The organism is Kitasatospora sp. NPDC023120 (assembly GCF_055560835.1).
This window is the reverse complement of sequence record NZ_JBVHHY010000002.1, coordinates 146,808-160,753: the sequence shown is the minus strand read 5'-3', so window position 1 is coordinate 160,753 and position 13,946 is coordinate 146,808. Positions and strand designations below refer to the sequence as shown.

Here is a 13,946-nt window from a genome sequence, read left to right as displayed (position 1 = left end):
CCCGGATGAAGGTTGTCGCAGATGCAGAGCCCGTTCCGGAGCAGCCCGCACCACCACCACACCGCCACATCCCCCGGGAGAACCCGATGACCGTACGACTCGTCCACCTGGCCGGCCGGGCGCTGCGGCCCGTCCTGCTGCCGGTGCAGTTCGCCCTGCTGCTGTTCACGCTGCGGCTCGGCCGGCTGCGAGCCGCTCGCGCGCGCGGCGACCGCGGCGCGATCAGCATCGAACTCGCCCTCGCCATCATCGCGTTGGTGTTCGTCGCGGGAGCCGTCGCGACCGCGCTGTACCTGCTGAAGGACAAGGTCGTCCAGAAGGTGCAGCAGGACCCGAACATGCCCGGCGGCGCGGGCGGCGGCGCCACCAAGTGATGCGCCGCGTCCGTCGCCGCGGCGACCGGGGGTCGATGAGCGTCAGTCTCGCCATCGTCTTCCCGGTCGTCCTGCTGCTCCTGCTGCTCGTCGTCCAAGCCGCGCTGTGGTGGTACGACCGGCAGGTCGCGCTCAGCGCCGCCCGTGAGGGCGTGGACGCCGGGCGGGTGCAGGGCAACGCGACGGACGAGGCAAAGAACGAGGCGGCGCAGCGGCAGGCCCGGGACTTCCTCGACCGGCAGGGCGCGCACGACTACTCGGTGCGCACCGACGGCAGCACGCCCACGACCATCCGGGTCACCGTGGAGCTGCGGCCACCACTGCTGATACCCGGTCTCTCGGCGCCCGTCATCACGCAGTTCGCCGAGGCGCCGCGCGAGCGCTTCGTACCGCCGGTGGTGAAGCCGTGAGACGGGGGCTGCCCGGTGCGCGCCCGCCCGGTTCGCGCCTGCGCCGGTGGCGCCCGCGGCGGCGGGACCGGGGCGGGGTCGCGATCGAGGCGGCGATCGTGGTGCCGCCGGTGGTCGGGCTGGTCCTGGTGGCCATCGCCGCCGGGCGGGTGCAGACCACGGCCGGCAGCGTCGAGGCCGCCGCCCGGGCCGGGGCCCGCACCGCCTCGCTGCAGCGCAGCGTCGACGGGATGGACCAGCCGGCCAGGGACTCCGCCTTCGCGTCGCTGCGCCAGCAGGGCGTGTCCTGCCGGAACGGCGACGTCCAGGTGGTCAAGGGCGAGCTGAACCTACCCGGCGGCCCGGTCACCACCGTCACGGTCAGGGTGGTCTGTGACGTCGAACTGGCCGACCTGCTCGGCGGACCGTCCGGTGTCCCCGTGACGAAGCACCTCGTCGGCGAGTTCACCTCGGTGGTGGACCGCTACCGGGGCACGTGACGGCGCGCGCCGCCGCCACCGCGGCTTCCGCCACGGAGGAGCGGGGGGATTGGAGGCGGCCCGTGCGGGGGAGACGCAAGCGGAGAGCGCTCGGGGAATGACAGAACGGTACCGAGCGGCGCCCGGTGCGGCCGGTGGGGAGAGCGGCATGCGGATCGCGGGGAGGGGATGCGGGTGTTGAGTCGTCTGCGGCGACCGGCGCGGGCGCGTCGGTCCGACCGGGGCGCGGTGGCCCTCTTCGTCGCGATCTGCGCGGCCTACGTCGTGCTCGTCATCGCCCTGGTGATCGACGCGGGCGGCCGACTGCGGGTCGCCGAGCGCACCGACGCCTACGCCCAGGAAGCCGCGCGGGTCGGCGGCCAGCAGCTCGACCGGGCCGCCGTCCTGCAGGGGGCGGGCTTCAAGGTCGAGGAGAAGTACGTCCGGGACGCCGCCGACGCCTACCTCGGCCTCTACGGTCTGAGGGCCGGTGACATCGCGTTCTCCGGTGACGGCAAGGTCGTCACCGTCACCGTGCAGGCCGACTACCGGCCGGTCCTGCTGGGCGCCCTCGGGGAGCGGAAGGTAACGGGCAAGGGCAGTGCGACCCTCGTCCACGGAGTCGAGAAAGCGGAGACCGACTGATGGCCGCGCCACGTGCCAAGGACCAGGCCCGAACCGCCCAGGCCCGCAACGGCCGGGCCGGGGCCGCGCATCGCGCCGGCGGGGGCGCACGACGGCCCGCCGCCCCGGCGCCCCGACCGCCGCGCGGACGCGGCCGCGGCGGCGCCCTGATCACCGCGCTCGCCGCGCTGGTCACCCTGCTCGTCCTGCTGTTCGGCGTGCCCGCGCTGCTGCTGTACGGCACCCAGGCGGTCGCCGGGATGGGCGAGGTCGCGCCGGGCGGTGTGGGCGAGGCGCTCACCAGCCCGGACGACGGACGGCTTTTCCTGTGGGCGCTGGTGGTCGTCGGCTGGCTCGCCTGGGCGTGCTTCGCGCTCTCCGTCCTGCTGGAGATCCCCGCCCAGCTGCGCGGCCGGATCGCCCGCCGGATCCCCGCCTTCGGCTGGAGCCAGCGGCTCGCGGCCGGGCTGGTCGGCTCGGTGCTCGCCCTGCTGCCGGTGGCCGGCTCGGCCTTCGCGGCTGTCCCCGAACTGGCCCACACCCCGGCGGCCCAGGCGCAGTTGACCCCCGGCGTGCAGCGTGCCGCGCTGCCCGCCGCGCAGTCCGTGCCCGCGCCGGTGCCCGCCGCCGAGCAGCAACCCACGTACACCGTGCGGGACAGCCGGCCCGCCGACAGCCTGTGGTCCATCGCCGAGCGCCAACTGGACTCGGGCGAACGATGGGTGGAGATCGCCAAGCTCAACGACGGCCGGGTGATGGACGATTCCGGCATCCGCTTCGACGCCGACCGGCCGATCCAGCCCGGCTGGGAACTGCTGATGCCGGCCGACGCCAAGCCGGACGAGGCGAAGAGCCCGGCTTCGGCGCCTGCTCCGGCTCCGGCGCCCGCTCCGGCGCCCTCGGGCGGTGCGGCGCAGGGCGCGCCACAGGGGACTCCGCAGGGGACGACGCCGCAGGCCGGGACGGAGCCGGGTGCGGGTACAGGCGGGCAGCGGACCGTCACCGTCCAGGCCGGGGACAGCCTGTCGGCCATCGCCCAGCGGGAGTTGGGGGACGGCGAGGAATGGCCGAAGCTCTTCGAGGCGAACAAGGGGGTGCAGGCACCGGACGGGGAGCAGCTGACCGACCCGGACGTGGTGGTGCCGGGCATGGTGCTCACGGTGCCGGGGGCTGCCGCCACGCCGGCGCCGGCTCCGGCTCCCGCGCCGGCTCCCGCGCCGGCGCCTGCTCCGGCGCCCGCGCCTGCTCCCGCGCCTGTTCCGGCGCCGTCGCAGGGTGCGCCGCAGTCGGCCCCGACCCAGGCCCCGGCGACGACGCATGCGCCCGCCCCCGCCGCGCACGCCGACCCGGCTCCCAGTGACGACTACACCATCGCCCTCACGACCTCCACCGTCGGTGTCCTGCTCGCCGCCATCATGGTCGGCACCGTCGCCCACAAGCGCGGCACCCAGCAGCGCGCCCGCCGCCCCCGGCATCGCATCGCGATGCCCGCCGTCGAGGCCGCCGCCTTCGAGAACGAGCTGATGGCCCGGCAGGACCAGGCCGGGCTCGAACTGCTGGACCGCGCCCTGCGCACCCTGGCCCGCAACACCGTGCGCGGCGGCAAGCGCCTGCCCGCTATCGTCGCCGCCCGGATCACCCCCGACCACACCATCGAGCTGCACCTGTCCGGCCCGGCCACGCCGATCGCGCCGTTCCGCGCCGCGCACGCCGCCAACGTCTGGTGGTGCAGCCCCGAATCCGGCGACATGCTCAGCGCCGCCCAGGCCCGCAAGACCGCCGCGCCGTACCCCGCGCTGGTCACCCTCGGCACCTCGCCCGACGGCTCGGTGGTCCTCGCCGACCTGGAGGCCGTCCGGCTGCTCCACCTCTCCGGCCACCCGGACGACGCCCGCGACGTGCTGCGCACCCTCGCCATCGAGCTCGCCCACAGCCCGCTCGCCGACCGGCTCCACCTGCACCTGGTCGACCTCGCCGAGGAGGTGCCGATCAGCGGCCCGGCCGCCGAACGCGTCCACCGCCACGCCACCCTGGAGGCCGCGCTCGCCGCCCTCGGCCCGCGCACCGCCAAGGCCCGCGCCACCCTGGTCGCCGCCGAGGCCGCCAGCCCGCGCGACGCCCGCAGCCGGGGCCAGGCCGACGAGTCGTGGACCCCCGAAATCGTGCTCTGCGCCCAGCAGCCCGGCGGCGGCATCCCCGCCGAACTCGGCCGGCTGCTCGACGGCCGCCCGCGCACCTGCGTCGCCGTCATCACCCGCGCCCCCGAACGCGGCACCGGCCCGGTCGCCCGCTGGACCCTCCCGACCACCGGTCAGGCCGCCATCCCGGGCCTGCACCTCACCGTCGAGCTGCAGCGGCTCAGCGGGCACCAGTACGAGCAGGTCGCCGAGCTGCTCCGGGTCGCCGACGACACCACCCAGCACCCCGCCCCCGCCTGGACCCTGGACGGTCCGGAGGACACCGACACCACCGAACTGCCCGCCGCCGTACCGGTGCTGGCGGCCGTCGGCGCCTCGGGCGGCGGGGCGGAGCACGGCGCGGACTCCGCCGCAGGCCCGCGGCTGCTGGCCCGGGTCATCGGCACCGGCGCCAGCCCGTTCGCGGGCACCGACCCGGTGACACCGGCTCCGGCTCCGGTGCCGGGTGGTCCGTCCGCGGGTGGTCCGGCGGCTGTCCCGGCCGGTCCGGCGCGGTTCGCGGTCAACGGACAGGGACGGCAGGCGACGGGCGACGAGACCACCCGCGACCTGCGGCGGCCGAATGTGCCGGAGTCCGAGGAGCCCGCCGCCGGGACGGGCGAGGAGGCTGTCGAGGCGGCGGACGCTCCGACCGGGGCCGCTCCGACGGTCGTCCTCGCCGTCCAGCCGGTCGTACCGGTTGCGCCCGTCGCGCCGGTCGCGCCCGTCGTGCGGGAGCCCGCGCCGGAAACCGTCGAGGAGCCGGAGTCGTCCGTCGACCCCGCTACCGAAGCCGTCGCCGTCGCCGTCGCCGAGGCCGAAGCCGAAGCCGTACGGACCGGGGACGCCGGGGACACGGAGGCCTCAGCCTCCGAGCCCGGCCCCGCCGCCGTCGCCCAGGTGGCCCCGGTCGCCGCCGCCCCCGCTGCCGCCGTCGCTCGGACCACGTCCGGCCGCAGCGACAGCGACGACCTGCTCGCCATCCTGCGCTCCCCGGAGGCGCACGCCCCGCGCAACGCCCCCCGGATCCGGCTGCTCGGACCGGTGGACGTCGCGGGCGTCCTCGGCAGCGCCGAAACCGGCGCGCTGCCCCGGCTCACCGAGCTCGCCGTCTACCTCGCTCTGCGCCCCGGCTCCGACCACCACGCCCTCGACCACGATCTGCACCCCGGCGCCGCGCACCTCGACCCGCACCCGACCTCGGCCGAAGCGAAGAGCCCGCTGCCGGGCAAACTCGCCGATCTGGCAGCCTGGTTCGGCACCTCGCCCGAGGGCCGCGCCTTCCTGCCGACCGACACCACCGACGGCTACTCCTTCGCCCCGGCGGTCACCTGCGACTGGGACGAGTTCCGCAGCCTCTACCGGCGCGGCATGCGCAGCACCAGCGCCACCGCCGACGCCGCCCTGGCGCACGCGCTCGCCCTGGTCCGCGGCGCGCCGTTCGCCGAGGCACCGCCCGCCTCGTACGGCTGGGCCGAGGCGGAGCGCCAGGACATGATCGCGGCGATCGTCGACACCGCGCACGAACTGGCTGCCCGCCGCCTGCAGTACGGCGACCACCGCAGCGCCGAGGCCGCCGTCTTCCGCGGCCTCGCCGTCGCCCCGGACGTCGAACTCCTGCACCGGGACCTGTTCTACGCCTACGCCTCGGCCGGCGCCCGTGACCAGCTGCTGCGCGCCGTCAACCGGCTGGACGCTCTCAGCCGCCGCACCGGCCGCGACCTCGACTCCGACACCGTCACCCTGCTGCGGGACCTGCTCGCCGGCTCCTGAGCTCACCGTCCTGAACCGGGGAAGCCGTCCTCGGCCGTGTGGCATCCGACGAGGCCGACCGGCTGGGCGCGTCGGCCGAGACGGCGCGGTTCCGGCTGCAGCTGCTGTCGGGTCGGCCCGAGCCGCTCGCGGACGCCGCGTTCGCCTGCGTGGGGATGCTGCGCGATGCCGCCGACATATATGAACTCAAGGCCCGGGAAGCCGAGTTCGAGGGCGCGGTCGCGGCGTTCATCGCGGACGCCGCGGCACGCCTCGCGGTCGCGCACCGCCCGCTGCGGTAGATCGGGTCGGATCTCGCGCTCAGACGGTGCGCAGCCAGGCGCCCAGTGTGGTGAAGTCGGCCTCGGTGAGGCCGCGTTGGGGGTCCACCCGGTGGAGGAGGGTGCGGGCGGGGGAGTGGGCCGCGACCCACCGGCGGTCCGCCTCGCCGATCTCGTCGTCCACCCAGGCGAAGGGGCGGCCGGCCGCCCAGGCGACCAGCGTGCGGGTCTTCCAGTGCACGCCGTCCGTCCCGTCCTCTTCGCCCTCCAGCGGCCATGGCACGACGGGGAGTTGCGGCAGTCCGAGCCACGGCGCGAGGCACTCGTTGGCGTCCTCCAGCCAGGTGGTCGCCCACACCGGTTCGCACGGCAGGCTGAGCAGGCGCGGCCCCAGCGCCGGGTCGGCACGGGTCACCAGCGGGTTCCCGCCCGGTGCCGAGCCGGAGCCGTACGGGCTGCGGTAGGTGGGGTAGCCGCCCGGCGGAGGGGCACCGAAGGGGATGAGCGGTCCGTCGACGTCGAGGAAGAGCAAGGGGCGGTCGGCACCGGTCATGACGGCACGATAGCGGGCAGCTCGGACGGTGTGGCGCGCCGATCGGAGACCCGGCCTGGATCGGGTGCGGCGGGATCTCGTAGGGTGGCGCGCACGGAGTGTGGTGGCAGGCACCACGCAGTCAAGGGCATCAGACGCCGCGGGAGCGGCGGGGCGGGGCGGTGACCAGGAGATGACGGAGACGACAGCGGTTTCCGGAGGCCCCGACCCGGCAGCGGACTCGGGCCCCTGGGAGGCCGTACCGCCGCCCCCGCGCCTCCCGTCCGAGGAGCACCCGCCCGGGCCCGCCGCGCTCTACGAGCCGCCGCCCGCGCCCCCGGCGCCGGTCACGCCACCGGCGCCGCCCGCGGCGCCTCCTGCCGCGCCGCCCGTCCCGCCGACCGGATGGACGCTCACCGGCCTGCCCGCCGCGGGCGTGGCGTCCTCGGCCACTCCGCCGCCGTTCCCGGCCGCGGGCGGGACACCGGTCGGCGTCCCGGGTACGGCAGTCGCGACCCCGGGCGGGCTCGGTGCCGCGCCGCGCGGGCGGATCCTGGTGGTCGAGGGCGGGTACGGCAATTCCGGCCGCCGCACCTGGGGCCGGGGCGGCCCGACCCAGGCGCCGGTGCTCTCGGCGATGCTCGCCGCCGTGTCGCCGCAGGTACTGCTGGCCGCCGACGCGGTGGACGCCGTCCACCTCCCCGGCGCCAGCGACCCGCACACCGTCCTCGCCCACCTGCGGGCCGCCTCCCGGCACCCCGGTCCGCTGCTGGTGCACGTGGGAGGCCACGTCGTCGCCGACAAGCGCGGCGGCCAGCTCCAGCTGACCCTGCGCGACGCCAAGCAGGACGGCCTGCCCTGGCAGGCCATCGCCGCCGAGCTGAGCCACCGTCCGGCCGAGTGGCAGACCCTCGTCATCGCCGACCTGAGTGCCGACCAGAACGCCTGGCCGTACCTCCAGGGCACCGTTTCGCCGCTCAGCGAGGGCATCCCGCTGTGGGCGGTCGTCAGCCCGGACCCGGAGCAGATCGGCACCTTCACCCGCGCCCTGATCGAGGCGCTGCACGGCGGCCGGCCCGGCGCGGGCGAGGTGCTCGCGCCCGAGCAGCTGCGGCAGCAGGTGTACTCGGTGCTGCGGCCCGATGTGGTCATCCTGGCCACGCACGCCCCGGACCGCCCGTTCTTCCGCAACACAGCGCGGCGCGGCGACGGCCCGGTGGCCGACCTGCCGCCGGTGACGGACGCGGTGCCCGTCTCGGACGCCGTGCCCGCGGGGTTCCCGCCGCCCCCGGCGCCGCTGCTGCCGCGCCCGGCGGAGCCGCAGGAGGACGCTGCCACCCCGCCGGTGCCCACCCTGCCCGCCGCTCCGGTGACCGTCGGCGGCCCGGTGAGCCTGGTCAAGCCGGGCGTGCCGCCGACCCCGCCCCGCCCGGCGCGTCCGGTCAGCCTGCTGAAGGCGGGCGAGTTCTCCGCGTCCGCCGCGTCCGGCGAGGCCGACGAGTTCGTCGAACCCGGCGTGGCACCGGGTGTGACCCTGCGCAAGCCCGTCCCGGCCGATGCCGTGACCGAGGGCGGTGCGCCCGAGGAGAACGCCACCCCGGCGGGTGTCACGCTCCTCAAGGGCGGGCCGGAGGCTGCGAAGGTCGTGGAGGCCGCCGTGGTCGCGGAGGTCGCGGAGGTCGCCGAGGTCGCGGAGGTCGTGGAGGAGTCCCAGGACGCGGTTCCGGCCGAGGCCGAGCCGACGGGCGCGGTGCCCGCTGCCGAGGCCCCGACCGACGAAGTCCCGACCGGCCCGGCCCCTGTCGACGCTCAGCCGGCCGGCCGCCCGCGGGCGGACTACCGCGAGGTCATCGGGCGGATCGTCCGCAGCGCCGACGCGGGGGACCACGCCGCCGCGACCGACCTGGCCTTCGCCCTCGAGCTGGAGGCGATCGCCGAGCACGGCGCCGTCTCCGAACCGGTCCTCCAGGTGCGTCAGGTCCGGGCGCACGTCTGTCGGCTCGCCGGCCGACCGGCCGAGGCTGCGGACATCTACCGCGAGGTGGCCCTGACGCTGCTCCGCTCCCAGGGCCCGGACCACCCGGAGACCCAGCAGGCGGCCACCAACGCCGAGGCCTGCTGGCGCTCGATCACCGATCGCGCGGAGGCCATCCGCATCGCGCCGGAGATCATCGAGCTGCGCGCCTTCCTCCCGGGCCCCGAGGGCCGCAAGCTCCGCGCCGCCGAGCGCTACCTCGCCCAACTGGCCGCTACCGGCTGACGGCTGACGGGCAGCGGAAGACCGCCAACAGAGGTCAGCGAACAGAGGTCAGCGAACAGAAGACAGAAAACAGCGGACAGATGACAGATTTCGAAATCTGTCATCTGTCCGCTGTCGTTCGTCAGCCGTCAGCCGTCAGCCGTCAGCCGTCAGCTGCCAGTCGTGCGACCCGCTGCCCGGGCCCCGGTCACCGACCGGCGATCGCGTGGACGAACTTGGCGCCGTCGACGGTGCCCAGGCCGCTGGCGAGGTCGTAGCCCTCGGTGGCGTTGTAGCCGGTGACGCCGTTCCAGCCGTTGTCGCCCTGCTTCACGTCCTTGATGCCGCTCCACTGGCTCGGGAGCAGGCTCAGGCCGTACAGCCGCCAGTTGATCTGGCCGAGGCGGTAGCCCGCGAGCTGGTCGGCGAGGGCGACGACACCCGAGAAGATCGGGGTGGCCTCGCTGGTGCCGCCGGTGAGGTGCCAGCCGACCGCGGTCGGGTCGTAGGACTCGTAGGTCCAGGCCCCGCCGTCCACGGCCGCGCTCATGCTGATGTCCGGAGTGCCGCGGTGGTTGCCGGTGACGTTGGCGACGCCGGCCTGGTACCACGGGCGCTCGAAGATGCCGGAGACGCCACCGCCGCCGGCGCCGGACTTGTCGTGCCACACCTTGTCGTCAGCGGTGCGCTTGCCGCTGTCGTCCAGGGTGAGCTGGGTGCCGCCGATGGAGGTGACCAGCGGGTCCGAGGACGGCCAGGAGTTGACCTTGTACGGGTACAGGTCGCTGCCGTTCTCCTTCGCGTCGGTGGCGCCGTTGTCGCCGGAGGCGGCGAGCACGGTCACGTTGCGGTCGGCGGCGGCCTTGAAGGCGTAGCGCAGGTCGGTGAGCGACTTGAAGTCGCCCTTCTCGAAGCCGGGGAAGGTGTTCTCGGTGGCGCCGAAGCTCTGCGAGATGACGTCGCCCCGACCGGCCTTGATGAGGGACTTCTCGGCGTCCATCATCTCGGGCAGGCCGGTGGTGCCCTCGGTCTCGGCGACGCCGGTCTCGACCAGGATGATGTGCGCGTCGGGGGCGACCGCGTGGGCGTACTCGACGTCCAGGGTGGTCTCGCCGGCCCAGCCGGTGTGGTCGGGGTTCTTCGGGTCGAAGTCGGGGACGTTGCCCCACTTGACCACCTCGACCTGGGTGTCCGGGATGCCCCACTGCTTGTCGAAGACCTCCAGGTCGTGCTGGATGGTCGGCGAGCCGAAGGAGTCGACGATGACGATCGTGCGGCCCTTGCCGGTGATGCCCTCCTGGTACAGCGGGTTGAGGTTGTACGCCTCGCGGTACTGCAGCGGGGAGTAGCAGTGGAGGCCGATCTGGCTGACGCACTGGGTGGTGGTCAGCGGCGCGGGGCGCGCCTGGACGTTGTGGTGCCCGAAGGAGGCGGGGCGGACGTGGACGCCCGCGAGGTTGTGCGAGGGGGCGGCGGTCGCGGTGCCGGCCGCCGGTACGGCGACGGTGCCGGCCGTGAGGGCGGTGGCCCCCACGGCGAGCAGAGCCAGGGCGCGGCGGAGGGTAGCGGGGCTGCCCATGGGACTCCTTGGGACGCAGGGCCCGACCTGGTCCGGTCGGGTCGGTTCGGCCATCCCATCGAGTGCTGCATGATCATGCCATAGTCAATTGGTGGGGTCATGTGATCAAGGTCGTGGTCATGCTCGGCCACGCGAAAAGGTAAAGACCGCCCCAGGGGAAAGTAACCTCGCACCTGGGGCGGTCTTCTGATGACCCGTCAGTAGGAGTTCCCGGACCTGCCGGGAACCGCCTACTCGGGCAGCCCCTCCGGACTACCGGGCGCCGCCGTTGACGTACAGTGTCTGCCCGCTGACGTACGAGGCGTCCTCGCTCGCCAGGAAGGCGACCACCGAGGCGACCTCCTCCGGCTGCCCGACCCGGCGCAGCGGCGTACGGGCGGCGACCTCGGTCTGGTGCTCCTCGGCCGAGCTGCCGACCCGCTCGGCGGTGGCCGCGGTCATCGCGGTGGCGATGTAGCCCGGGGCAACGGCGTTGACGTTGATGTTGAACGGGCCGAGCTCGATCGCCAGGGTCGCGGTGAGGCCCTGGATGCCGGCCTTCGCGGCAGCGTAGTTGGCCTGGCCCCGGTTGCCGAGGGCGGAGCGCGAGCTGAGCGAGACGATCTTCCCGTACTTCTGCGCCACCATGTACTTCTGCGCGACGTGGCTGCAGTTGTACGCGCTGGTCAGGTTGACGGTCAGCACCGCGTCCCAGTCGGACTTGGGCATCTTGAAGAACAGGTTGTCCCGGGTGATCCCGGCGTTGTTGACCAGGATGTGCACCCCGCCGAGGTCGGCGGCGATCTGCGCGAACACCGCCTCGACGGCGTCGTAGTCGGCCACGTCGCAACCGTACGCCCGGGCGGTGCCGCCCTTGGCGGTGATCTCGGCGACCGTCCCGGCCGCCCGCTCGGCGCTGAGGTCGACCACGGCGACCGCCGCGCCCTCCTCCGCCAGCAGCCGGGCGGTGGCCGCCCCGATGCCCTGCGCAGCGCCGGTCACCACGGCGACCTTCCCGGTGAAACGGGCCATCTCATCTCCTCCGATCACGGAAAACTCAGGAACCACAGGAACCACAGGAACCACAGGAACCACAGGAACCACAGGCACCACGGAACTCACGGAAACCCCGTCAGACGTTCTCGACCAGCACGGCCGTACCCTGCCCCACGCCCACGCACATGGTGGCCAGGCCGCGCCGGGCGCCGGTACGGCGCATCCGGTGCAGCAGGGTGGTGAGGATGCGGGCGCCGGAGCCGCCCAGCGGGTGGCCGAGGGCGATCGCCCCGCCGCTGGGGTTGACCAGCTCGTCGGCCCGCTCCGGGTCGAACCCGATGCCGTCGGCGGAGGCCAGCGCCTGGGCGGCGAAGGCCTCGTTGAGCTCGGCGGTGTCCAGGTCGGCGAGCGACCAGCCGGCCCGTCCGAGCACCTTCGCCGTCGCCGGCACCGGCCCGATGCCCATGACGTCCGGGTGCACCCCGGCGGAGGCGCCCGCCACGTACCGGCCGAGCGGCTGCAGTCCGAGGTCGCGCAGGGCCTCCTCGCTGACCAGGACCAACCCGGCCGCGCCGTCGTTCATCGGCGAGGCGTTCCCGGCGGTGACGGTGCCCCCGGGGCGGAAGACCGGCTTGAGTCCGGCGAGCTTCGCCAGGCTGGTGTCCTCGCGGATGCCCTCGTCCTGGCTCACCGTCACGCCGTCCGGCCGCTCGACCGGGATCAGCTCGGCGTCGAAGTGCCCGTCCTTGCGGGCGGCGGCGGCCCGCTGGTGGCTGCGCAGCGCGAAGGCGTCCTGGCGCTCCCGGGTGATGCCGTAGCGGGTGGCGACCTCCTCGGCGGTCTCGCCCATGCTGAGCACGCCGTGCAGTTCGGCCATCCGGGGGTTGGTGAGCCGCCAGCCGAGCCGGGTGTCGTAGGTCTCCATCCGGTGCGGCAGCGCCTCGTCGGGGCGGGGCAGGACGAAGGGGGCGCGGGTCATCGACTCGCAGCCGCCGGCCAGCACCACCTCGGCCTCGCCGGAGCCGATGGCCCGGGCGGCGAGCGTGACGGCCTCCAGGCCGGAGGCGCAGAGCCGGTTGACGGTGGCTCCGGGGACGCTCTCCGGCAGGCCGGCCAGCAGGACGGCCATCCGGGCGGCGTTGCGGTTGTCCTCGCCGGCCTGGTTGGCGGCGCCCCAGTAGACGTCGTCGATCCGGGCCGGGTCGAGGGCGGGTACGTCGGCGAGCAGGGCGCGCAGCACGGTGGCCGAGAGGTCGTCCGGGCGGACGGTGGCGAACGCTCCGCGCAGGCGGCCGATGGGTGTGCGGCGGGCTGCGGCGAAGTAGACGGGACGCACGTCGTCGGGCTCCTTGTCCGAGGGGTGGTTCAGAAGGCGTTGACGCCGGTGAGGGCACGCCCGATGAGCAGTTGGTGGATCTGGCTGGTGCCCTCGTAGAGGGTCATCACCCGCGCGTCGCGCAGGTACTTGCCGACCGGGTACTCGTCGATGAACCCGTACCCGCCGAACACCTGCAGCGCGTTGTTGGCGGCGCGGACGGCGGCCTCGCTCGCGTAGAGCTTGGCGACGGAGGACTCGGTGGCGAACGGCAGGCCGCGCTCGATGTGGTCGGCGACCTTCCAGGTGAGCAGCCGGGCGGCCTCGACGTCCACGGCGATGCCGGCCAGCAGCTCCTGGACGAGCTGGTGCGAGGCGATCGGCCGGCCGAACTGCTCGCGCTCGCCCGCGTAGCGGACCGCGGCCTCCAGGCAGGCCCGGGCGATGCCGACGCAGCCCGCCGCGACCGACATCCGGCCCTTGGCGAGCGCGGCCATCGCCACCGTGAAGCCCTTGCCGACCTCGCCGAGCCGGGCGCTGTCCGGCACGCGGACGTCCTCGAAGGAGAGCTCGGCGGTGGCCTGGCCGCGCAGGCCGAGCTTGCCGTGGATCTCGGTGCGGGTGAAGCCGGGCAGGTCGGTGGGGACCAGGAAGGCGGTGATGCCCCGGTGGCCCTGCTGCTCGGGCTCGCCGCCGGTGCGGGCGAAGACCAGGGCGACGTCGGCCCAGGTGCCGTTGGTGATGAACATCTTGCTGCCGCTGATCAGCCAGTCCGCGCCGTCCCGCACCGCGCGGGTGGTGAGGTTGGCGGCGTCCGAGCCGGTGCCGGGCTCGGTGAGCGCGAAGCAGGCGAGCGCTTCGCCCGAGGTCAGCCGGGGCAGCCAGTGCCGCTTCTGCTCCTCGGTGCCGAAGCTGTTGATCGACTTGCCGACCAGGCCGAGCGAGACCGAGACGATGCCGCGCACGGCCGAGTCGCCGCGCCCGAGCTCCTCCAGGACGAGGCAGTACGCGAGGTGGTCGCCGCCGCTGCCGCCGTACTCCTCGGGGATGGTCAGGCCGAGGAAGCCGACCTTCGCCAGCTTGCCGACGATCGCGCGGTCGACGGATTCGGCGCGGTCCCACTCGGTGGCGTACGGGACGATCTCGCGGTCGGTGAAGGCGGCGGCGAGGTCCCGGACGGCGCTCTGCTCCTCCGACAACTCCAGGTCCACGGCGGCTCCTCACCAATAA

Annotated in this window: 12 protein-coding genes; 7 read left to right on the top strand and 5 right to left on the bottom strand. The window is 74.7% G+C overall.

All coding sequences use genetic code 11. From position 1 onward, the window contains the following. Positions 1-86 precede the first annotated feature (86 nt). From ACZ3TI_RS03305 to ACZ3TI_RS03280, 6 genes are all read left to right on the top strand, one after another. A complete protein-coding gene (locus ACZ3TI_RS03305) occupies positions 87-374 on the top strand; it encodes a hypothetical protein (protein ID WP_465722754.1) in 288 nt (95 codons plus the stop codon). A 35-nt stretch (positions 375-409) separates the two neighbouring features. Then, on the top strand, positions 410-784 hold the full coding sequence (locus tag ACZ3TI_RS03300; protein WP_465722747.1) for a TadE/TadG family type IV pilus assembly protein: 375 nt from the start codon (positions 410-412) through the stop codon (positions 782-784). Next, entirely contained in the window at positions 781-1,263 is a 483-nt protein-coding gene (locus ACZ3TI_RS03295; RefSeq protein ID WP_465722745.1) for a TadE/TadG family type IV pilus assembly protein, read from the top strand. The genes ACZ3TI_RS03300 and ACZ3TI_RS03295 overlap by 4 nt, the downstream gene beginning before the upstream one ends. Positions 1,264-1,491: 228 nt before the next feature. Next, a complete protein-coding gene (locus ACZ3TI_RS03290; RefSeq protein WP_465722743.1) occupies positions 1,492-1,887 on the top strand; it encodes a hypothetical protein in 396 nt (131 codons plus the stop codon). Next, positions 1,887-5,816 carry a LysM peptidoglycan-binding domain-containing protein gene (locus ACZ3TI_RS03285; RefSeq protein WP_465722741.1) on the top strand — a complete coding sequence of 1,310 codons (3,930 nt, stop codon included), beginning with the start codon at positions 1,887-1,889 and terminating at the stop codon, positions 5,814-5,816. The genes ACZ3TI_RS03290 and ACZ3TI_RS03285 overlap by 1 nt, the downstream gene beginning before the upstream one ends. 38 nt (positions 5,817-5,854) lie before the next feature. Beyond that, positions 5,855-6,097 carry a hypothetical protein gene (locus tag ACZ3TI_RS03280; protein ID WP_465722739.1) on the top strand — a complete coding sequence of 81 codons (243 nt, stop codon included), beginning with the start codon at positions 5,855-5,857 and terminating at the stop codon, positions 6,095-6,097. A 19-nt stretch (positions 6,098-6,116) separates the two neighbouring features. On the opposite strand, the gene ACZ3TI_RS03275 is transcribed toward ACZ3TI_RS03280, so the two are convergent. After that, entirely contained in the window at positions 6,117-6,629 is a 513-nt protein-coding gene (locus ACZ3TI_RS03275) for an HAD domain-containing protein (RefSeq protein ID WP_465722737.1), read from the bottom strand. Positions 6,630-6,801: 172 nt separating this feature from the next. Here ACZ3TI_RS03275 and ACZ3TI_RS03270 point away from each other — a divergent pair, with 172 nt between their 5' ends. Continuing rightward, a complete protein-coding gene (locus tag ACZ3TI_RS03270; protein ID WP_465722735.1) occupies positions 6,802-8,868 on the top strand; it encodes a hypothetical protein in 2,067 nt (688 codons plus the stop codon). A 187-nt stretch (positions 8,869-9,055) separates the two neighbouring features. Here the strand turns inward: ACZ3TI_RS03270 and ACZ3TI_RS03265 are convergent, their stop codons facing one another. The 4 genes from ACZ3TI_RS03265 to ACZ3TI_RS03250 form a co-directional block, all read right to left on the bottom strand. After that, complete coding sequence (locus ACZ3TI_RS03265; RefSeq protein ID WP_465722733.1) at positions 9,056-10,426, bottom strand: S53 family peptidase; 1,371 nt, start codon at positions 10,424-10,426, stop codon at positions 9,056-9,058. A gap of 252 nt (positions 10,427-10,678) precedes the next feature. Further along, on the bottom strand, positions 10,679-11,437 hold the full coding sequence (gene fabG, locus ACZ3TI_RS03260; RefSeq protein ID WP_465722730.1) for a 3-oxoacyl-ACP reductase FabG: 759 nt from the start codon (positions 11,435-11,437) through the stop codon (positions 10,679-10,681). A gap of 100 nt (positions 11,438-11,537) precedes the next feature. Further along, a complete protein-coding gene (locus ACZ3TI_RS03255; RefSeq protein ID WP_465722728.1) occupies positions 11,538-12,737 on the bottom strand; it encodes a thiolase family protein in 1,200 nt (399 codons plus the stop codon). Positions 12,738-12,766: 29 nt separating this feature from the next. Continuing rightward, entirely contained in the window at positions 12,767-13,927 is a 1,161-nt protein-coding gene (locus ACZ3TI_RS03250) for an acyl-CoA dehydrogenase family protein (RefSeq protein WP_465722726.1), read from the bottom strand. Between the last annotated feature and the right edge of the window lie 19 nt (positions 13,928-13,946).